Source organism: Pseudochelatococcus sp., assembly GCF_050946405.1.
Classification (GTDB): Bacteria; Pseudomonadota; Alphaproteobacteria; order Rhizobiales; family Beijerinckiaceae; genus Pseudochelatococcus.
Genome location: NZ_JBMNUS010000005.1, coordinates 178,778 through 199,544 on the forward strand (window position 1 = coordinate 178,778; position 20,767 = coordinate 199,544).

Below are 20,767 nucleotides of genomic sequence, written 5' to 3' on the forward strand. Positions count from 1 at the left end.
CGGTTAGAAACAGCGCGCCGGGTGTTTACCACCACCCCGAGCCTCTTTTCTACAGGCGAACGTGCTAGAGTGCGCCCCATCGGTCACGCCTCCTTGCACGGAATGCCATGCCCACCTCTCCATCGCGTTTCCTCGCCGCGCATGAGGCGCGCCAGCCGGCCAGGCAGGACAGCCATTTCGCCATCGGGCTCAGCGCCGTCATCGTCGCGGTGACGGGCGACGATCCCAAGGTGCTGGTCGTGCGCCACGGCGGCGGGCGCGAGGCGCTGCCCTCCGGCCCGCTGGAACGCGGCCACCGCACGCTGGAGACGGGCTTGCGCAACTGGGTGGAACGCCAGACGCTGCAAAATCTCGGCCATGTCGAGCAGCTCTACACGTTCGGCGACCGCGATCGCAGCGAGGCGGACGGCGAGGGAACGACGCGCGCGCTGTCCGTCGCCTATCTCGCGCTGGTGCGCGAGGCGCGGCCGGCGGGCGATGCGGATGCGGCGTGGAAAAGCTGGTACAGGTATTTTCCCTGGGAAGACTGGCGCGGGGGGCGTCCGGCCGTTCTGGACGCGCTGCAACCGGCGCTGCAAGGCTGGGCGGCGGCCGACGCCCGCCTCGCCGGTGTGCGCGAGGAGCGGCTGTCGCTCGCTTTCGGTCTCGGCGAGCGGGCCGTCTGGGACGAGGAGCGGGCGCTCGAACGCTACGAACTTCTCTACGAGGCCGGGCTGGTGGCGGAAGCCGCGCGCGATCGCGGCGCGGGTGCCGTGCCGCTGCCGGGCGGTGTGGAGATGGCGGTCGACCACCGGCGCATGCTGGCGCTCGCCATCGCCCGGCTGCGCGGCAAGATCAAGTATCGGCCCGTGGTGTTCGAACTGATGCCGCCGCATTTCACCCTGCTCCAGCTCCAGCGCACCGTCGAGGCGCTCGCCGGCGTGCGGCTGCACAAGCAGAACTTTCGCCGCTTGGTGGAGCAGCAACGGCTTGTCGAGGAAACCGGCGAAACCACGGCCGAAACCGGCGGCCGCCCGGCGCGCCTCGTGCGCTTTCGCCGCGAGGTGCTGCTGGAACGGCCCGCCCCCGGCGTGCGCCTGCCCGTCGCCGGAAAATTTATGACACTCCGTTGACAGCGCCTTATGCTCAGTTTTAGCATAACAGGGTGCCGGGCACTTCAGCCCGGTGTTTCTTTTACCCCTGTTATGCTCAATTTGAGCACAAGGAAGATGCGATGCTCGACGCACAATTCGCACCCCGTGAGGAGAACGTCCCCGCTCCCTTTCCGCCGCAGGCGGAGGAAGGGTTTCCGCTGCCGCATCTCTATGCGCGCGTGTCCAGGCATCTGCTGCCCGCCGAATGGCCGGCTGTGGCGCGGGAGGTCGCGGCCATCGAGCGGCTGAAGAGGGAGCGCAACGCCGTCGTGCTCGGCCACAATTATCAGGCGCCGGAGATCTTCAACACCGTGGCGGATATCGTCGGGGACAGTCTGGCGCTCGCCCGCGAGGCGGTGAACGTCGATGCCGACGTCATCGTGCTCGCCGGCGTGCATTTCATGGCCGAGACGGCGAAGCTGCTCAATCCCGCCAAGACCGTGCTGATGCCGGACGCGGAAGCCGGCTGTTCGCTCGCCTCGTCCATCACCGGCGCTGACATCCGCCTGCTGCGCAGCCGTTATCCGGGCGTGCCGGTCGTCACCTATGTCAACACCTCCGCCGAGGTGAAGGCGGAAAGCGATTATTGCTGCACGTCCGGCAATGCGGCGAAGGTGGTGCGCCATGTCGCGCGGGAGCGGGGCGTCGACCGCATCCTGATGTTGCCCGACGAGTATCTGGCGCAGAACGTGCAGAAGGAGGTGCCGGAGATCGAGCTGATCGCATGGAAGGGCCATTGCGAGGTGCATGAGCGCTTCACGCCGCAGGATATCCGCGACCTGCGCGACATCCATCCCGGCCTCGTGGTGCTCGCCCACCCGGAATGCCCGCCCGAGGTGGTGGCGGAGGCCGATTTCGCCGGCTCCACCGCCGCCATGGCGGATTATGTCGGCGACAACAGGCCCGGCCGCGTGGTGCTGATCACCGAATGCTCGATGGCCGACAACGTATCGGTGCAGCATCCCGAGGTGGAATTCGTGCGCCCCTGCAACCTCTGCCCGCATATGCGGCGCATCACCTTGCCGAAGATCCGCGAGGCGCTCGAGACCATGAGCGGCGCGGTCGAGATCGACCCGCGCGTCGCCGGGCGCGCCCGCGCCGCCGTCGAGCGCATGCTCGCGATTCGCTGAAAGGGCGCGGATCATGCATGACACCGACCGCGTGATCGTCGTCGGCGCGGGCGTCGCCGGGCTTGCCACGGCGCTGCGCCTCGCGCCCCTGCCGGTGACGCTGATAACGGGCCGCCCGCTCGGGCAGGGCGCGGCGACGGCGCTGGCGCAGGGCGGCATCGCCGCGGCCCTGGGCGACGACGACGAACCGGCGCTCCACGCCGCCGACACGCTCCAGGCCGGTGCCGGCCTGTCCGATCCCGCCGTTGCCCGGCGCGTGGCGGAGGCGGCGGGCGGGGCTGTCGGCTGGCTCGTCGATCTTGCCGCCCCGTTCGATCGCGAGGCGGACGGCCGGCTGGCGCTGGGGCTGGAGGCCGCCCATTGCCGGCGGCGCATCGCTCACGCCGGCGGCGACAAGACCGGCCTTGCCGTGCTGGAGACGTTGATCCGCGCCGCGCGCGCCGCCGCCCACGTCGCCATCGTCGAGGATCTGCGCGCCGCGGCGCTGTTGCGCGATGCGGGCGGCGGCGTCATCGGGCTGCGCGCCGTCGCGCCTTCCGGCGAGACGCTGGCGCTGCCGGCGCGCGCCGTGGTGCTCGCCACCGGCGGGCTCGGCGCGCTCTATGGCGCCACCACCAACCCGGCCGGCGCGACGGGCTCCGGGCTGGCGCTCGCGGCGCGCGCCGGCGCGGTGCTGCGCGACATGGAATTCGTGCAGTTCCATCCCACCGCCATCGCCGCCGCCGGCGCGGACCCCATGCCGCTGGCGACGGAGGCCCTGCGCGGCGAGGGCGCGATCCTGCTGAACGGGCGCGGCGAGCGCTTCATGGCGGCCGTGCCGGGCGGGGAGCTTGCGCCGCGCGACGTGGTGGCGCGCGCCATCTTCGGCGAGATCGCGGCGGGGCGGGGGGTGTTTCTCGACGCCCGGATCGACGGGCTGGAACGCCGCTTCCCCGGCGTCGTGGCGCTCTGCCGCGCCCATGGGCTCGATCCCGCGCGCCGGCCGATCCCGGTGCGCCCGGCGGCGCATTATCATATGGGCGGCATCGCGGTGAATGCCGCCGGCCGCAGCTCCGTCGCCGGGCTGTGGGCCTGCGGCGAGGCGGCCTGCACCGGCCTGCACGGCGCCAACCGGCTCGCCAGCAACTCGCTGCTGGAGGCGCTCGCCTTCGCCGCATGGATCGCCGACGATATTCGCGGACAAGTTGCCGCTTGCAATCAGGTCGCCGTGCGCGGCGCTCCCGATGCCGACGGGCAGCCGCGCCCGATGGCCGGCGGGATGAGGGCGGCGGACGGTATCCGCGCGCGGATGGATGCCGATGTCGGCGTCGTGCGCGGGTTCGCGGGGCTTTCCCGCGCCGTCGGGCATCTGCATCGGCTGTTCGCGGATACGGACGACGACCGGGCGCTGGTCGCGCTGACGGTCGCCACCGCCGCGCTTCAGCGCCGGGAAAGCCGGGGCGGGCATTGCCGCACCGATTTTCCCGCCGCCGCGGCGCTCGCCCGGCACAGCGAAACCACGCTCGCCGCCATGCTGCGCCTCGCGGATGCAATGCAGGACGCCGCGCCGCCGCCTTTTGCCGATGCGGCGCGGGACGCCGCGCCGTCCTGCGTGGCGTAAGGGCTGTCTCAATACTTCAGGCGCGCATAGACCGAGCCCGCCGATGCGGCGCGCGCCTGGCCCAGCGTGGTGATGCCCTTGCCCGCCAGCAGCGGCAGCAGCTTGAGGAAGATGGCGGCGGTCGTCATGGCGTCGCCGAGCGCGGAGTGGCGGGCGGCGAGGGTGACGCCGAGCCGGGCCGCCGTCGCCTCCAGACCGTGCGCCGTCTCGTGCGGATGCACGATGGAGGACAGCAGCAGCGTGTCGAGCACAGGCTGATCGAAGCGCACGCCCGTCGCCGCCTCCTTCATTTGCAGGAAGCGCATGTCGAAGGCGACGTTGTGGCCGACGAGCACCGTGTCGGCGGCGAAGGCGTGAAAGACCGGCAGCACCGCCGCGATCGGCGGCATGCCGCGCACCATGTCGTCGCGGATGCCGTGGATCGGGATCGAGGCTTCCGGGATGGGGCGGCCGGGATCGACGAACCGGTCGAAGCACTCGCCGGCCAGCAGCCGGCCGTTGACGATCCGTGTCGCGCCGATCTGGATGATCTCGTCGCCGCCGGCCGGGTCGAGCCCGGTGGTTTCGGTGTCGAACACGGTATAGCCGATGTCGGCGAGCGGCCGCTCGTCGAGCGCGCCGCCGCTCGCGGCGGTGAAGAGGTCGAAGTCGTAATAGACCGGCCGGCTGCCCGCCGGGACGGGCGCCGGCGGCGCGCCGGCCGCGAGCGGCAGCAGGAAACGCACGAAACGCTCCATGCCCTCACGGCCGAACCATACCTCGCCGCCGTGGCGCTCGGCGATGTCGCGCACCGACATCGGCAGGCGCTCGCCGCCCGTCTCGATGGGATCGGTCTGCCAGCCGGGCGCGGGTTCGGCCCCTTCGCCCCGCCATGCGAGATCGAGATGCGCGCGACCGGGCGCGTCTTCGTCGGCTTGTGCCCCGGCGCGGCGCAGCCGCAGCACGGGGGCGCTCGCGCCGTCGCCGTCGCCCTTGCCGTCGCCCTTGCCGAGCCGGGCGGCGAGGGAGGCCAGCGCGCTGATGACGGCGAAACTGTCGACGCCGAGCCACAAGCCCGGCTCCGGGTCGGTTTCCACCGCAAGGCCCGATGTCGCGGCGATCCGCCGGGCGGCGGCGGCCAGCAGGTCGGCGCCGAGCATGTCCTGAAGCGGCCAGCGGCCCTTCATGTCCTGCGACGTATCGGCCGCGAGCCGCTCCAGCCGGCTGCTCATGGCCGCCACCTCGTCGCGCACAATGGCGTGGAAGCGCGCGCGCTCGTCATCGGCGAGGTCGGGGTAGTCCATCACGTCCAGCGCCGCCTGCATGGCGGCGAGCGAGGCGCGGCTCGCCTCGGTGAGCGCCAGCAGCCGGGCATCGCGGCTTGCATGGATGCGGTGGTCCTCGGTGATGTCGTCGATCAGCAGCACGAAGCCGGTCAGTGTCGCGGCTTCGCCGCCCGCCGGGCGCACGCCCGCCATGTTCACCCGCAGCAGATGGCCGTCGGGCAGCGCCGTGACGAAGCGGGCGGGCGCGCCGTCCGCCGCCCGCCGTTCGAGCACCTCGCGCGCATGGGCGATGAGCGCCGGATCGAACAGCAGATCGATGGGCCGGTTGAGGCCGACCATCGGCCCGCCCGCGCCGTATCGCGCGAACAACCGGTTGCTCTGCATATTATAAAGGAGGATGCGGCCGTCGAGATTGCAGACGATGACGCCCTGTTCAAGCTCCGCCATCAGCGCCGCGAGCTGGTCTCGCTGGTAGGCGACGGCCTCGCTGGCGGCGGCGATGCGCTCGTCCATGTCGCGGCGCAGCGCCCGGTGGCGGGCGGCGAGCGCATTGACGGCGGCGACCAGCTCCGCCAGCGCGCCCTCCCGCGGCGGCGGGATATCGGGCGCGAGCGGATCGTCGGCCAGCACGCGGACGGCATCGGCGAGCCGGGCAGGGCCGGCGACATAAACCGTGTAAAGGCGATGCAGGCCAAAACCCGCCGCTAACGCCGCCGCGAGCCACCAGACCACGAGCACCGCTCCCTGCCCGGAAAGCGCGCCGCGCAGCGTCGATTGCTCCGCCGCCCCGGCCCCGGCGAACAGCAGCAGCAGCGCGACCGCCGCCCATGCCGCGAGCAGCAGGGAGGGAGCGAGCAGCGCGAGCCAGAGGAGGTGCCCGCGCCTCACGCCAGCATCTCCCGCACCTTCTCCACGAGCTCGCGGGTGGAAAAGGGCTTGGTGACATAGGCGTCGGCCCCCGCGCCGAGGCCGCGCGCCATGTCGGTCTCGCGGCCCTTGGCGGTGAGCATGAGGATGCGCGTGCCGGCGATGGCGGGATCGGCCCGCACGGCCTCGCACACGTCGAAGCCGGACAGCTCCGGCATGGTGGCGTCGAGCAGCACGAGCGCCGGGCGCGCGTCGCGGATGGCCGCCAGCGCCTCGGCACCGTCGCGCGCCACCAGTACCCGATGTCCCTCGCGCTTCATCATGAACTCCAGCGATATGACGATGTTCGGCTCGTCGTCGGCGATGAGAATGGTCGCGCTCATTGTTTTTCCCTCCCCGGACCGGGCGCCAGCGGCAGCCGGAAGCCGAAGCAGGCGCCTTCGCCCGGCTTCGATTCGAGCCACATGTCGCCCCCCAGATGATTGACGATCCGCCGGCTGATAGGAAGCCCGAGTCCCGTGCCGGCCGGCCGCGTCAGGGCATCGCCGCCCTGGCGGAACCGCTCGAACACGTAAGGCTGATCGGCCGGCGGCACGCCGGGGCCGTTGTCGCGCACGCGCACCTCCAGCGCCGCGCCCGTGACCGCGAGCGACACGACGATCCGCCCGCCGTCTTCGGGCACGAATTTCGCCGCGTTCGACAGCAGGTTCAGCAGCACCTGCGTCAGCCGGTCCGGGTCGGCGCGGATCAGCGGCGCTTCGGCGGGCAGGTCCGTCGCCACCTCGGTGCCGCGCGCGGCGAACACCGCCGCCATGCCGGCGATGGCGGCAAGGATCAGCGCGCGAAGATCGACGTCGCTGTTGTGCCATTCGGCCTGTCCCGACTCGATCTTCGCCATGTCGAGCACCTGATTCACCAGCCGGCCGAGCCGCTCGCTCTCCGCCACCACGATGCGCAGGAACTCGGCGCGCTGCGCCTCGTCCATGTCCGGCGTGTCGCGCATCAGTTCGCTGAGCGCCCGGATCGAGGTCAGCGGCGTGCGCAGCTCGTGGCTGACGGAGGAAATGAAGTCGTCCTTCATCTGGTCGAGGCTTCTCAGTTTCTCGTTGGCGGCGCGCAGTTCCGTCGCCTCGTCCAGAATGGCGATCATGTCGTCGAGGTCGAGCGCCTCCTCCTCCACCACGGACGCCACCATCACCCGCGCCGAGGCCGAGCCCACCGCGCCGGCGAGCTGGCGCTCCACCCGGTCCACGAGGCGCGCGTCGGCCAGCGGGCTCGCGGCGGCATCCTCCCGCGCGCCGGCGAACAGCAGTCGGCCGCGCTCCTCCCCCAGCACCCGGATCGTGAGCGCCTGAAGATCGGCGATCCGCGCCCGGCCGCGCCAGAACACCGGCGCCTCGCCGCCGTCGCCGCCGCGTTTCATGATGTCGACGAACAGCAGCGCCTGGCTCGCCTCCCGCACCGAGGGCGCGCGCCACAGCGACAGGCCCACATAGAGGCCGGCATTGACCGTGAGGCTCCAGAACAGCGCGTGGGTGAGGTTGTCGAGCCCCGCGAGGCCGAAGAGTCGCTCCGGCGCCAGAAGCCCGATGCCGAAGGGGCCGTGCGTGACGAAATCCGCCGCGAACCAGCCGGAGCGGGCGACGGAGGGCAGCATCAGCGTATAGGCCCACAGCAGGAAGCCGCCGGCAAGGCCCGCGAGCGCTCCCGCCCGCGTGCCGCCCTTCCAGAAAAGGCCGCCGAACAGCGCCGGCGCGAACTGCGCCACGGCGGCGAAGCTGATGAGGCCGATGCTCACCAGCGCGTAGGTTTCTCCCGCGATGCGGAAATAGCAATAGCCGAGCAGCAGGATGCCGACGATCGCCACCCGGCGGATGTTGAGCAGCAGCCCGGTGAGATTGCCGGCCCGCCGCAGCCCGAGCCAGCGGAACAGGGCGGGCATGACGAAATCGTTGCAGATCATGGTGGAGACGGCGATCGTCTCGACGATCAGCATGCCGGTGGCGGCGGAAAACCCGCCGATGTAGACCAGCACCGCCAGCAGCCGCGCGCCCTCCGCCACCGGCAGCATCAGCACGAACGTTTCGGGGTCCATCTCGCCGGGGCCGAAATAGACCTCGCCGCCGATGGCGATGGGCAGCACGAAGATGTTGATGAGAAACAGATAGGCCGGAAACACCCAGGCAGCGCGCCGCAGATGGCGCTCGTCGACGCATTCCACCACCATCATCTGGAACTGGCGCGGCAGCAGCAGCACCGACATCATCGCCAGCAGCACCAGCGCGAACCATTGCGCATGGGCGAAGCCGCCCGCGCCGGTGCCGTCGCCGAGCCGCCCCAGCGCCTGCAACTGCGGCAGCGCCGCAGCCTGCGCCCAGATGTCGGCGGGGCCGGCGAACACGCCCCAGGTGACGAAGAAACCCACCGCGAGAAAGGCCGCAAGCTTCACCAGCGATTCGAAGGCGATGGCCGCCACCATGCCCTCGTGCCGCTCCGCGCTGTCGAGATGGCGCGTGCCGAACACGATGGTGAAGGCCGCGAGCGCCAGCGCCACATACAGCGTGGTATCCTGCCACCACACGGCGGAGGCATGCCCGGTCGCGGCTCCCGTCATCAACATGTAGCCCGTCGATATCGCCTCAAGTTGCAGGGCGATGTAGGGCACGATGCCGACGACGGTGATCAGCGTCACCAGCGCCGCGAGCAGCGGGCTCTTGCCGTAGCGGCTGGCGATGAAATCGGCGATGGAGGTGATGCGGTATGTGCGGGCGATGCGCACCATGCGCAGGATGACGACGCCCGCCAGCAGCATGGCGAGCATCGGCCCCAGATAGGTGGGCAGGAACCACACGCCCGCCGACGCCGCTTGCCCCACGCTGCCGAAATAGGTCCAGGCCGTGCAGTAGACGCCGAGCGACAGGGCGTAGACGGGCGCGTTGTCGATCACCGAGCGCCCCGCCGCCGCGCGGCGGTCGGCGAAGGCGGCGACGGCGAACAGCAGCAGCAGGTAGCCGAAGGAGACGCCGAGAATGAGCGGGGCTGACATCATCGGCGGTTGCCCCGGCGCGCTTCGGCGGAGAGGGCGAGGCACACGATCAGCAGCGCCCAGATGGCGAACAGGGCGACCGGCAGCAGCGGCAGCCCGCCGACGGTGACGTCGCGATCCCAGATCAGGATCACCGGAAAGTTGAGCAGCAGCACGGCGACGGCCCAGAGGCCGAGCGATCGCCGTGCGCCCGGTGGAGCGCCCCTCATAGCAGGTCCAGCCTGTAGTGCCGCGCCAGCCACTGGCGGAAGTGGCGCACGATGGCGAGCGAATCCTTCAGCGCCTGCCGTTCCAGCGTGCCGAGTTCCGCAAGCCTCGCCATCGTGTCCGGCGCGCGTCCGGCCGCCATCTGCCGCAGGTTGCTGGCAAGCTTCAGCCCCATCAGGAAGTGCAGCGCGTCGGTGAGGTCGCGCGCCAGCGGCGCGTCGATATGGCCCTCCGCCTCCAGCGCGGCGAGCCGCGCGACGGTCGTCGTCTCGTTCACCCCGTATTGCAGCGCCAGGGCGCGGACGCCATGCACCACCGGGAACAGGCCGCGCTTCTTCAGGTCGATCTGCGCCGCGGCGCGGCCGGAAAGGCCCGGCAGCCGCGACCACCAGCCTTCGCTGCCGAACTGTTCGATGGCCGCCGCGAAACGGGCATGGTAGCCGTCGTCGTCCGTCAGAATCCGCCGGACATGCGCCTGCGCCTGCGCCAGCAACTCGCGGTCGCCGGCGACGGCCGCCGCGTCGAGGAAGATGGCGAGGTTCATCGGCCCCTCCGGGTCGCCGCCGTGAATCCAGCGTCCGATGGTCTCGCGGAACGCCGCGAGCGGCTGACGCCAGAGCGGGCGGCTCAGCATGATGCCGCCGGGGCAGGGCGGGTAGCCCATGGCGATGAGCGCGGCGGTGAAGGCTTCCGTCACCGCTTCGAGATCGGGATGCGAGAAGCCGTCGCGTAATAGCAGGGCGTTGTCCTGATCGGTCTTGACGATCTGCTCGCTGCGCCCCTCGCTGCCCATGACGATGAGGCAGGAGTTGGCGCGCAGGTCTTCCGGCGCCAGCAATTGCCACAGCCGGTCGAAGATCTGGCGGTTCAGCGCGCCGACGAGCCGCGCGATCACTTCCACGCGCACACCGTCGCCGTGCAGGACGGCGATCAGGCTGTCGACCCGGCCGGCGGCGGCTTGCAGGGCCTCGATGTCCGGCGCCTGCGCCACCTGAAGCGCCGTGAGCTGCGAATGGCCGGCGATGAACGCCATCAGGTCGTATTGGCTGAGAAGCCCCGCCACCTGCCCGCCGTCCGTCACGACGACGCGGTGGATGCGATGGCGCAGCATCAGGATCAGCGCCCGGTAGAGTTCGTCGTCCACGGAGACGGAAATCGTCCCGAACGTCGAGACTTCACGGACCGGAAGCGTCGCGGGCGGTTCCGGCCGCAGCAGCGCGTCGCGCAGGTTGGTGGTGGTGAAGATGCCGATGCGCTCCCCGTCGCGCACCAGCGCATCGCCCAGCCCGCGTTCGGACATCACGCGGCAGAGGCTGACGAGATCGGTGCCGCCGTCCACCACCAGCGGCTCGCGGATATGGGCGTCCCCCACCCGCGCCGTCATCAGCGACACTTCCTCCCGCCGTTCACGCGTGAAACCGGCGCGCCCCGAGGGCGCACCGGCGTCGTCGCGTGCAGCGGTCCCTCCCGCCGGATCGGTCTCCGGCGGGAGGGAGGGAGTGTCAGTGCGAGGAGGCCTTGGCTGCGCCAATGCCCGTCTCCGAGCGGACCTGCTGCGCCAGGAAGCCGGCGCGGTCGATCCGCGCGCGCTCGCTCTTGTCGAGCACGGAGAACAGCCAGATACCGACGAAGCCGATCGTCATCGAGAACAGCGCCGGCGAAGTATAGGGGAACGGCGCGGAGCCGGCGGGATTGCCGAGCGTCGCTTCCCAGACGGAGGGCGAGAGCGCCGTGAGCACCACGGACGAGATGAGGCCCAGGAAGCCGCCGATGACGGCGCCGCGCGTCGTGCAATCCTTCCACAGGATCGAGAGGAACAGCACGGGGAAGTTCGCCGAGGCGGCGATCGCGAAGGCGAGCGACACCATGAAGGCGATGTTCTGCTTCTCGAAGGCGATGCCGAGCACCACCGCCAGCACGCCGAGCGCGATCGTGGTGACGCGCGAGACGCGCAGTTCCGCCGCGCTGTCGGCCTTGCCGCCCTTGAACACGGTGGAATAGAGGTCGTGCGACACGGCGGAAGCGCCCGACAGCGTCAGCCCCGCCACCACGGCGAGGATGGTGGCGAAGGCCACCGCCGAGATGAAGCCGAGGAAGATGTTGCCGCCCACGGCCTGCGCCAGATGCACCGCCGCCATGTTGTTGCCGCCCACCAGCGTGCCGCTCGACTCGAGGAAGGCCGGGTTGGTCAGCACGAAGGTGATGGCGCCGAAGCCGATGATGAAGGTGAGCAGGTAGAAATAGCCGATCCAGCCCGTCGCCCACATCACCGACTTGCGCGCTTCCTTGGCGCTGGGCACGGTGAAGAAGCGCATCAGGATGTGCGGCAGGCCGGCCGTGCCGAACATCAGCGCGATGCCGAACGAGATGGCCGAGATCGGATCGGTGATGAAGGTGCCCGGCGCCATGATGGCGAGCCCCTTGGCCTGCGCGGCCTCGGGCGTGGCGCCGGCGTCGGCGGCGATCTGCCTCTTCACGTCGACGGCGGCCGCGAACAGGCGCTCGGGGCTGAAGCCGTAGTTCCACAGCACCATGAAGGCGATGAAGCTCGCCCCGCCGAGCAGCAGGCACGCCTTGATGATCTGCACCCAGGTCGTGGCCGTCATGCCGCCGAACAGCACGTAGATCATCATCAGCGCGCCGACGATGACCACGGCGATCCAGTATTCGAGGCCGAACAGCAGCTTGATGAGCTGGCCGGCGCCCACCATCTGCGCGATGAGATAGAACGCCACGACAACGAGCGTGCCCGACGCCGCGAAGACGCGCACCGGCGTCTGGGCGAAGCGGAACGCCGCCACGTCGGCGAAGGTGAACTTGCCGAGATTGCGCAGCCGCTCCGCCATCAGGAAGGTGATGACCGGCCAGCCGACGAGAAAGCCGATCGAGTAGATGAGGCCGTCATAGCCCGAGGCCATGACCGCGGCGGAGATGCCGAGAAAGGAGGCCGCCGACATGTAGTCGCCGGCGATGGCGAGGCCGTTCTGGAAGCCGGTGATGCCGCCGCCGGCGGTGTAGAAATCCGCCGCCGACTTGGTCTTGGAGGCCGCCCACTTGGTGATGAACAGCGTGCCGATCACGAAGACGGCGAACATGATGATCGCCGTCCAGTTGGTCGGCTGCCGCTCGGCGGTGCCGAGATCGGGCGCGGCGAGCGCGGCCGCGGGCAGGCCGACAAGCACGGCCGCACCCAGAATTCTGAGAAGATTGTTTGCAATGCCGCTCATTTCAGCGCCTCCTGCCTCACCTTTTCGGAAAGCGTGTCGAATTCACTATTGGCCCGCCGCACGTAGATCGCGGTGACCACGATGGTGAAGACGATGACGCCGAAGCCGATCGGAATGCCGAGCGTGGTGACGCCGGAGCCGAGCGGGATTGCCAGCAGGTTCTTGCCGAAGGCGATCAGCAGGATGAAGCCGTAGTACACGATCAGCATGGCGATGGTGAGCGACCAGCCAAATCGCGATCGTGTCGTTATAAGGGTCTGATAATTGGGATCGGCCGCAATGCGCTCGGCCAATGACGTTTCCATCTCGGTGTTCCTCCTCGTCACTCACGCGGGTCAGGAACGATCCGCGCGCGCTTCGGTGTTGTCCGCCTTGTTTTTGTTTCGCGCGGCGGGATGCGTTCCCGCGCGCAATCTTTGGATCAGCGGTTCAGTCGATTGCGAATAATTCTGATCGACCGTTAAACGAGGTATCCTTCAAGCCGGGAGGGAAGGCAACTTATACTCTAGTTTTAGACGCAACCATCACGCGACCGCCGCGCCCTTCGCCCGCAGGGCGCCGGTCCTTGCGTCCGCACCGTCTTCCGCCAGCAAATCCTCCGCCGTCTCGCGGATGACGGCGGCGATGTCCCGCAGCAGCCCGCCGAGAGCGGAGCTTTTGCGCCAGAACATCGCGATGCGGCGCCCCGGCGTGGAATCGGCGAAGCGCAGCAGGCGGATGCGGTCGGCGTGGGGATAGGGGCTTTGTGCGGCGAGTTGCGGCAGCAGCGTCAGGCCGGAGCCGGCCATCACCATCTGGCGCAGCGTCTCCAGGCTCGTGGCGCGAAAGCTCGCCTGCTCCCCGCCGCCCGACAGGCGGCAGACTTCGAGCGCGTGCTCGCGCAGGCAATGGCCGTCTTCCAGCAGCATCAGGTTGTGCTGCGACAGCTCGGATGTTTTCAGCGCGCCGCGTCGCGCCAGCGGATGATCGCCCGGCACGGCGAGCAGGAAGGGCTCGTCGAAGAGGATATCGCAGTCGAGCTGCGCGTTCTGCACCGGGAAGGCGAGCACGGCGGCATCGAGCTTGCCCTCGTCGAGCTGGGCCAGCAGCAGGTCGCTCTTTTCCTCGACCAGCAGCAGCTCGACGCGCGGGAAGCGCGCGGCGATGCGCGGCACCGCATGCGGCAGCAGATAGGGGCCGAGCGTCGGGAACACGCCGAGCCGCACGGCGGCGGCGCCGCTTCCGCTGCGCCGCCGCGCCACCTCCCTGATCTGCTCGATCTCGTGGAGCGCGCGGCGCGCGCGCTCCACGATGTCGACGCCGGCAGGCGTCAGCATCACGTTGCGCGGCGCGCGCTCCACCAGCGCCACGCCCAGCTCCTCCTCCAGCTTGCGGATCTGGGTGGAGAGCGTCGGCTGGCTGACGAGGCACACCTCGGCCGCGCGGCCGAAATTGCGGTGGTCGGCAAGGGCGACGAGATATTGCAGTTCACGGACGTTCATGCGGAAGCTTCGCCGGGGCAGGGGCGATTCCGATGGGGCCGGGATCGCGCCGGAACGGGGAAACGGCGCGTTCCCGCGTCGCTGCGACTTGCGGGAACGCGCCGGATGCGGCGGCCTACGCCGCCCTGGTTTCGGCATCCGCGGGCGCGGAGCGGATGAGGTGGTCGAAGGCCGACAGAGACGCCTTCGCGCCTTCGCCCAGCGCGATGACGATCTGCTTGTAGGGCACGGTCGTGCAGTCGCCGGCGGCGAACACGCCCGGCACCGACGTCTGCCCGTGAGCGTCGACGATGATCTCGCCGCGCGGCGACAGCGCCACCGCGCCCTTCAGCCATTCGGTATTGGGCAGCAGGCCGATCTGCACGAACACGCCCTCCAGCGCCAGCGCGTGGGCGTCGCCGCTGCGGCGGTCCTCGTAGACCAGCCCGTTGACCTTCTGCCCGTCGCCCGTCACTTCCGTGGTGCGGGCGGAGGTGATGATGTCGACGTTCTTCAGGCTGCGCAGCTTGCGCTGCAACACCTCGTCCGCGCGCAACGCCTTGTCGAACTCGATCAGGGTGACGTGGCTGACGATGCCGGCGAGATCGATCGCCGCCTCGACGCCGGAATTGCCGCCGCCGATCACCGCGACGCGCTTGCCCTTGAACAGCGGGCCGTCGCAATGCGGGCAATAGGCCACGCCCTTGTTGCGATAGGCGTCCTCGCCCGGCACGTTCATCTGCCGCCAGCGCGCGCCGGTCGCGAGGATCACGGTCTTCGCGCGAAGCCGCGCTCCCCCCGCGAGCCCGATCTCGACGAGGCCGTCCCGCGTCGCCAGCGTCTGCGCCTTTTGCAGGTTCATGATGTCGACCTCGTAGGCGCGCACGTGCTGCTCCAGCGCGGCCGCGACCTTGGGGCCTTCGGTGTGGGGAATCGAGATGAAATTCTCGATCGCCATCGTATCGAGCACCTGCCCGCCGAAGCGCTCGGCCACGACGCCGGTGCGGATGCCCTTGCGCGCGGCATAGACGGCCGCCGCCGCGCCCGCCGGCCCGCCGCCGACGACCAGCACGTCGAAGGCGGCCCTGGCGTTGATCTTTTCGGCCTCGCGCGCGGCCGCGCCCGTGTCGAGCTTCGCCACGATCTCCTCGACGCCCATGCGGCCCTGGCCGAACACTTCGCCGTTGAGGTAGACGGTCGGCACCGACATGATCTGCCGCGTCTCCACCTCGGCGGGGAACGTCGCGCCGTCGATGGCCACATGCCGGATGCGCGGGTTGAGCACCGCCATCAGATTGAGCGCCTGCACCACCTCCGGGCAGTTCTGGCAGCTCTGCGAGAAATAGGTCTCGAACGAGAAGTCGCCGTCGAGCGCCTTCACCGCGTCGATCACCGCCTGCTCGACCTTGGGCGGATAGCCGCCCACCTGCAACAGCGCCAGCACCAGCGAGGTGAACTCGTGGCCCATCGGCAGGCCGGCGAAACGCAGGCTGATGTCATGGCCGGGCGAGGCAAGGGCGAAGGACGGCGCGCGCTCGCCGTCGCCCTTCAGCTCGCTGACCTCGATCTTGTCGGACAAGGCGCGGATTTCGCCGAGCAACTCATGCAGCTCGCGCGATTTCGCGCTATCGTCGAGCGAGGCGATGATGTGAATGGGGCGCACGACCCGTTCCAGATAGGTCTTGAGCTGCGCTTTCAGGGTATCGTTCAGCATGGATCATCCTCCTGAAAAGGAAAAAACGGGGGAGGTGGCAAACCGCAGGCCGCGCCATGGCATCGAGACGGAAAGTGCATGCACTTTTTCCGAAAACCCGATGCATCGACAAAAGGATGGAGCGGCGTCGCTCCGTTCCCTGGCGGCCTCCGGTTTGCCGCCGGAACCTTCCCCCGGCATGCGGGAGAAGGCGTGGCGCGAACGAACTCGGATCTTGCCGAGCCGACTCTTGCTGAATCGGACTTTGCCGAATCGGACTTTGCGGACTCAGATCTTGCCGACGAGATCGAGCGACGGCGCCAGCGTGGCTTCGCCCTCTTCCCACTTCGCGGGGCAGACTTCGCCCGGATGCGCGCGGACGTACTGGGCCGCCTTGATCTTGCGCAGCAGCTCTTCGGCGTTGCGGCCGATGCCCTCGGCGGTCACTTCGACGAACTGGATGACGCCGTCGGGATCGACGAGGAAGGTGCCGCGATCGGCAAGGCCCTGATCCTCACGCAGCACCTCGAAGTTGCGCGACAGCGTGGCGGTCGGGTCGCCGAGCAGGGCGTACTGGACCTTGCCGATCGTGTCGGAAGTGTCGTGCCAGGCCTTGTGCGTGAAGTGCGTGTCGGTGGAGACGCCGTAGATTTCCACGCCGAGCTTCTGGAACTCACCGTAATGATCGGCGAGATCGCCGAGCTCCGTCGGACAGACGAAGGTGAAATCGGCCGGGTAGAAGAAGAACACGGCCCATTTGCCCTTCAGGTCCTCATTGCTGACCTCGATGAACTTGCCCTGCTGATACGCCTGCGCCTTGAACGGCTTGATCGCGGTGTTGACGAGAGACATGACGGCTCCTTGATCGGATGGTTACAAGAAATGGCGAGGCCGGAATGCGCAACGTATCCCCGACGGGCGCAGGTGATTGCGCTGCAATGCCGCCGGCCTTCGCGATGCAATATAGGCAGGGCGCTTCCAGTGATGAAATAGATAATACCGGCGATAATGATAGATCGCGGCTATGACGGGCGGCGCCCGGATGCGGGAACAGGACGGAAATTCGCCGGATGCTTTTTTGGAATCAACGAGATAAGGAAAACACGGCAACCGTTCGTCACGATCCGCGCGGCGATATGCCGGCGCGGGAATGAGGGTCGTGGCATATCCTGCGACCGTTTGCCTCACCCGAATGGCGGGGTGCGCGGCCGCCGGCGATGTTGCGCCGCACGCATGCGCGCCCGGTGTGGCGCGCCGGTTCGGACGGCCGGAGCCGTGGAAATGTATTGTTTCCGCTTTTGATATTATAATAGTTATAATTAAAGTGTGAATTAATCAGTTTGTTTTGCGTTTGAGTGTCATCTATTGTCGCGCACGTTCAGATCTACTGGGATCAAGGAACCGGAAAGGTCCAGTCATGAAGTCTCATATCGCTTTCCTTGCGCAGCGTTCCGGGTTTGCCGCCCTTGCGGTGGCGCTTGCCGTTCTCGCGCCGGCCTCCGGCATCGCGCAGACGGCCGTGTTCAGCGCTCCCGATCCCGACTTCGGCGGCCGCGTGTCGGCCGCCGGCGTCGTGACGCCGGGCTCCAGGGCCACCTTGCGCGGCATGGCCTTCAAGCCCGGCCAGACGGTGATCCTGTCGCGCGGCGACGCGGTGCTGAATCCCGGCGGCACGCCGCTGACGGCGGACGAGAAGGGCGCCTTCGAGTTGACGATCGACATCCCGGCCGACGCCGCGCCCGGCCAGCATCCCATCGTCGTCAAGGTCGCGAATCCCGATGCGGCGATCGTCTCGCCGCTCAAGGTTTCGCCGGTGGTGCCGCTGTCGGGGGCCGACAAGTTCGCGTCCGAGAGCCGGAAGCTCGTGCGCGGTCTCTATCAGGTCGCCTACAGCCCCAAAGGCAACGCGCTCTTCGTCACCTCCGCCGTGGGCCGTCCGCCGGTGAAGGAATCGAAGCTGCTCAGGCTCAATGCCGAAACGCTCGCCACGGAAGCCGAGGCGGACGCGAAGCCGGTGGCCGGGCGTGAAGACGGCCATCTGCACGCGGTCTACGGCGTCGCCGTCGACGACGCGGAAGGCAACGTCTGGGCGACGACGACGCGTGACGGCTCCGTCGCGGTGTTCCGGCAGGCCGATCTGTCTCTGGTGAAGCAGTTCGAGGCCGATGCGGTTCCCCATTCCCGCGACGTCGCCGTGGATGCGGAGCGCGGCCGCGCCTATGCCTCGGCCGTCGGCGAGAACGTGATCGCCGTCTTCGACGCGAAGAAGCTTGAGAAGGTGAAGGACATCGAGATCGCCAGCAAGGTGAGGGGCGAGAAGTTCACGCCGACGAGCCTTGCGCTCGACGTCGCGAATCACAAACTCTACACCGTGAGCCTTTCCACCGCCGAGGCCGCAGTCATCGACACGAAAACCGACACGGTGGAGAAGGTGTTGCCGCTGCCGGGCGCCAAAAGCGCCATCGGCGTCGCCGTGGACGGCGCCGGCAACCGACTTTACGCGGTTTCGCAGGGCGGCGACAACCTGCTGATCGTCGATCTCGAATCCGGCAAGGTGCTGCATGACGTGAAGACGGGCGCCGGCGCGATCAATGTCGCCTTCGATCCCGTCTCGAAGCAGGCCTATGTCGTCAACCGCGGCGCCGGCACGGTGACGGTCGTCAGCCCCGAGGGCGAGATCGTCGCCAATCTGGACGGCGGCAGCTTCCCGAACCATGTCGTCGCCGACGGCAAGGGGCATGTGTTCGTGATCAACAAGGCGCGTGGTGAAAACGACGCCAGCGGCGACCGCATCACCCGGCTCTCGCCCAAATCCTGATCTCGCTCTTTACGATGCCTGAAAACAGGGCACCGCCGGCGCGCTGGCGGTGCCTTTTGCATCAGAGGCTGCCTCCATGCGCGCCAGCCTGACGAAGAATTCGATTGTGCGCGAAACGGAACGTGATCACAATCATAGCGAATCGCAGGTTGAATCGCAGCTTTCCCCGGCGGGAGGGTGATTCTTCCCGGCGGTGCGCCCATATCAATGTGCGGCTCCGATGCGGCCGCGCACAAGGAAAGACGAAACGGCGGGGAGGCAAGGGGCGAGCGAGGCAGGGGGGCTGTCCGGCAACATTTTTCAGGGTCGAGGATCAGCGATGACGATAAACGGCGATCTCTTCACGCGCTATGCGCAGGCTTTCGAGGCGCGTCGGCAAATCGAGATGTCTCTTGAGGATTATCTCAAGGGTTGTCGCGGTGATCCCATGTTCTACGCCAGCGCGCCGGAACGTCTGCTTGCGGCCATCGGCGAGCCGGAGACGATCGACACCTCGCGCGATCCGCGCCTCGGGCGCATCTTCATGAACCGCACCATCCGCACCTACAGGAGCTTCGCGGAGTTCTACGGCATGGAGGAGACGATCGAGCGCATCGTCTCGTTCTTCCGTCACGCGGCGCAGGGGCTGGAGGAGCGCAAGCAGATCCTCTACCTGCTCGGCCCCGTGGGCGGCGGCAAGTCCTCGCTCGCGGAACGCATCAAGGCGCTGATGGAGGTGCATCCCGTCTACGTGCTGAAGGCCGGCGACGAGATCAGCCCGGTGTTCGAGAGCCCGCTAGGCCTCTTCGACATTTCGCTGGCCGACCGGCTGGAGGACGATTACGGCATTCCGCGCCGGCGTCTCACCGGGCTGATGAGCCCGTGGGCGCGCAAGCGGCTGGAGGAGTTCGGCGGCGACATCTCGCGCTTCCGCGTGGCGCGCATCATGCCCTCGCGGCTGCGGCAGGAGGCCATCGCCAAGACCGAGCCCGGCGACGAGAACAACCAGGACATCTCGGCGCTGGTCGGCAAGGTCGACATCCGCCAGCTCGAAACGCTGTCGCAGAACGACCCGGACGCCTACAGCTATTCCGGCGGGCTCAACCGGGCCAATCAGGGCCTGCTCGAATTCGTCGAGATGTTCAAGGCGCCGATCAAGATGCTGCACCCCCTGCTCACCGCGACGCAGGAGGGCAATTATGTGGGCACCGAGAACATCGGCGCCATTCCCTTCACCGGCGTCATTCTCGCCCACTCCAACGAATCCGAGTGGCAGAACTTCAAGAACAACAAGAACAACGAGGCGTTCATCGACCGCATCTACGTGATCAAGGTTCCCTACTGCCTCCGGGTGGGCGAGGAGCAGAAGATCTACGAGAAGCTCGTGCGCGGCTCCGAACTGTCGGATGCGGCCTGCGCGCCGGGCACGCTGGAGCTTCTGGCGCGCTTCGCCGTGCTGTCGCGCCTGCGCGAGCACGAGAACTCCAACCTGTTCTCGAAGATGCGCGTCTATGACGGCGAGAACATCCGCGAGGTCGACCCGCGCGCCCGCAGCCTTCAGGAATACAAGGACGCGGCGGGCGTCGACGAGGGCATGGACGGCATTTCCACGCGCTTCGCCTTCAAGGCGCTGGCCGCGACCTTCAACTACGACACCACCGAGATCGCGGCCGATCCCGTCCATCTCATGTACGTGCTCGAACAGATGATCCGGCAGGAGCAACTGCCGGCCGAGACGGAGAAGCGCTATCTCGGCTTCATCAAGGGCGATCTCGCGCCGCGCTACGCCGAATTCATCGGCCACGAGATCCAGAAAGCCTATCTCGAATCCTACCACGACTACGGCCAGAACCTGTTCGACCGTTACGTCGCCTATGCCGATGCGTGGATCGAGGATCAGGATTTCAAGGACCCCGACACCGGCCAGTTACTCGACCGCGAACTGATCAACCAGGAACTGACCAAGATCGAGAAGCCGGCGGGCATCGCCAACCCGAAGGACTTCCGCAACGAGGTGGTGAAGTTCGCCCTGCGCACCCGCGCGAGCCGGGGTGGAGCGAATCCGTCCTGGACGAGTTATGAGAAGATCCGCGAGGTCATCGAGCGGCGCATGTTCTCGCAGGTCGAGGATCTGCTGCCGGTGATCAGCTTCGGTTCCAAGAAGGACGGCGAGACCGAGAAGAAGCACGACGAGTTCGTGCAGCGGATGGTCGAACGCGGCTACACCGAACGGCAGGTCCGGCGGCTGGTGGAATGGTACATGCGCGTGAAACAGGCAGGGTGAGAATGCCCGGCGGCGTCCGCGCCGCCGGGGTCGCAACCGCTCATTCGGGGTGATACTT

The 20,767-nt window shown here is 68.3% G+C and carries 15 protein-coding genes; 5 read left to right on the plus strand and 10 right to left on the minus strand.

Translation table 11 applies throughout. The features are described from left to right. Nucleotides 1-107 precede the first annotated feature (107 nt). The 3 genes from ACOYJQ_RS09890 (at nt 108) to ACOYJQ_RS09900 (ending at nt 3,863) form a co-directional block, all read left to right on the plus strand. Nucleotides 108-1,112, plus strand: a complete 1,005-nt coding sequence (locus ACOYJQ_RS09890; protein ID WP_433458064.1) for an NUDIX hydrolase — start codon at nt 108-110, stop codon at nt 1,110-1,112. A 101-nt stretch (nt 1,113-1,213) separates the two neighbouring features. Beyond that, nucleotides 1,214-2,263: a quinolinate synthase NadA gene (nadA, locus tag ACOYJQ_RS09895; protein WP_433458065.1), complete on the plus strand. Its 1,050-nt coding sequence runs from the start codon at nt 1,214-1,216 to the stop codon at nt 2,261-2,263. 13 nt (nt 2,264-2,276) lie between these two features. After that, nucleotides 2,277-3,863 (plus strand): L-aspartate oxidase, encoded by a 1,587-nt coding sequence (locus tag ACOYJQ_RS09900; RefSeq protein WP_433458066.1) that lies wholly within the window; start codon nt 2,277-2,279, stop codon nt 3,861-3,863. Nucleotides 3,864-3,871: 8 nt separating this feature from the next. On the opposite strand, the gene ACOYJQ_RS09905 is transcribed toward ACOYJQ_RS09900, so the two are convergent. The 10 genes from ACOYJQ_RS09905 to ahpC form a co-directional block, all read right to left on the minus strand. Then, nucleotides 3,872-6,016, minus strand: coding sequence for an exonuclease domain-containing protein (locus ACOYJQ_RS09905; RefSeq protein ID WP_433458067.1), 2,145 nt, complete (start codon nt 6,014-6,016; stop codon nt 3,872-3,874). Further along, on the minus strand, nt 6,013-6,378 hold the full coding sequence (locus ACOYJQ_RS09910; RefSeq protein ID WP_433458068.1) for a response regulator transcription factor: 366 nt from the start codon (nt 6,376-6,378) through the stop codon (nt 6,013-6,015). The genes ACOYJQ_RS09905 and ACOYJQ_RS09910 overlap by 4 nt, the downstream gene beginning before the upstream one ends. Continuing rightward, nucleotides 6,375-9,044 carry an ATP-binding protein gene (locus tag ACOYJQ_RS09915; RefSeq protein WP_433458069.1) on the minus strand — a complete coding sequence of 890 codons (2,670 nt, stop codon included), beginning with the start codon at nt 9,042-9,044 and terminating at the stop codon, nt 6,375-6,377. The genes ACOYJQ_RS09910 and ACOYJQ_RS09915 overlap by 4 nt, the downstream gene beginning before the upstream one ends. Next, nucleotides 9,041-9,250, minus strand: coding sequence for a hypothetical protein (locus ACOYJQ_RS09920; RefSeq protein ID WP_433458070.1), 210 nt, complete (start codon nt 9,248-9,250; stop codon nt 9,041-9,043). Before ACOYJQ_RS09920 ends, ACOYJQ_RS09915 begins: the two co-directional genes overlap by 4 nt. Further along, nucleotides 9,247-10,632: a DUF294 nucleotidyltransferase-like domain-containing protein gene (locus tag ACOYJQ_RS09925; RefSeq protein WP_433458072.1), complete on the minus strand. Its 1,386-nt coding sequence runs from the start codon at nt 10,630-10,632 to the stop codon at nt 9,247-9,249. The genes ACOYJQ_RS09920 and ACOYJQ_RS09925 overlap by 4 nt, the downstream gene beginning before the upstream one ends. A gap of 118 nt (nt 10,633-10,750) precedes the next feature. Then, a complete protein-coding gene (locus ACOYJQ_RS09930) occupies nt 10,751-12,475 on the minus strand; it encodes a cation acetate symporter (RefSeq protein WP_433458073.1) in 1,725 nt (574 codons plus the stop codon). Further along, nucleotides 12,472-12,780, minus strand: coding sequence for a DUF485 domain-containing protein (locus ACOYJQ_RS09935; RefSeq protein WP_433458074.1), 309 nt, complete (start codon nt 12,778-12,780; stop codon nt 12,472-12,474). The genes ACOYJQ_RS09930 and ACOYJQ_RS09935 overlap by 4 nt, the downstream gene beginning before the upstream one ends. A gap of 219 nt (nt 12,781-12,999) precedes the next feature. Continuing rightward, the gene (locus ACOYJQ_RS09940) at nt 13,000-13,956 is read right to left on the minus strand and encodes a LysR substrate-binding domain-containing protein (RefSeq protein WP_433458076.1); all 957 of its coding nucleotides are present in this window, start codon (nt 13,954-13,956) and stop codon (nt 13,000-13,002) included. Nucleotides 13,957-14,071: 115 nt separating this feature from the next. Beyond that, nucleotides 14,072-15,649, minus strand: a complete 1,578-nt coding sequence (ahpF, locus tag ACOYJQ_RS09945; protein ID WP_433458078.1) for an alkyl hydroperoxide reductase subunit F — start codon at nt 15,647-15,649, stop codon at nt 14,072-14,074. Between the two features lie 267 nt (nt 15,650-15,916). Next, entirely contained in the window at nt 15,917-16,480 is a 564-nt protein-coding gene (gene ahpC / locus ACOYJQ_RS09950) for an alkyl hydroperoxide reductase subunit C (RefSeq protein ID WP_433458079.1), read from the minus strand. A 565-nt stretch (nt 16,481-17,045) separates the two neighbouring features. Here ahpC and ACOYJQ_RS09955 point away from each other — a divergent pair. Next, complete coding sequence (locus ACOYJQ_RS09955; RefSeq protein WP_433458080.1) at nt 17,046-18,446, plus strand: YncE family protein; 1,401 nt, start codon at nt 17,046-17,048, stop codon at nt 18,444-18,446. A gap of 319 nt (nt 18,447-18,765) precedes the next feature. Continuing rightward, complete coding sequence (locus ACOYJQ_RS09960) at nt 18,766-20,709, plus strand: PrkA family serine protein kinase (RefSeq protein ID WP_433458081.1); 1,944 nt, start codon at nt 18,766-18,768, stop codon at nt 20,707-20,709. The last annotated feature ends 58 nt before the right edge of the window (nt 20,710-20,767 follow it).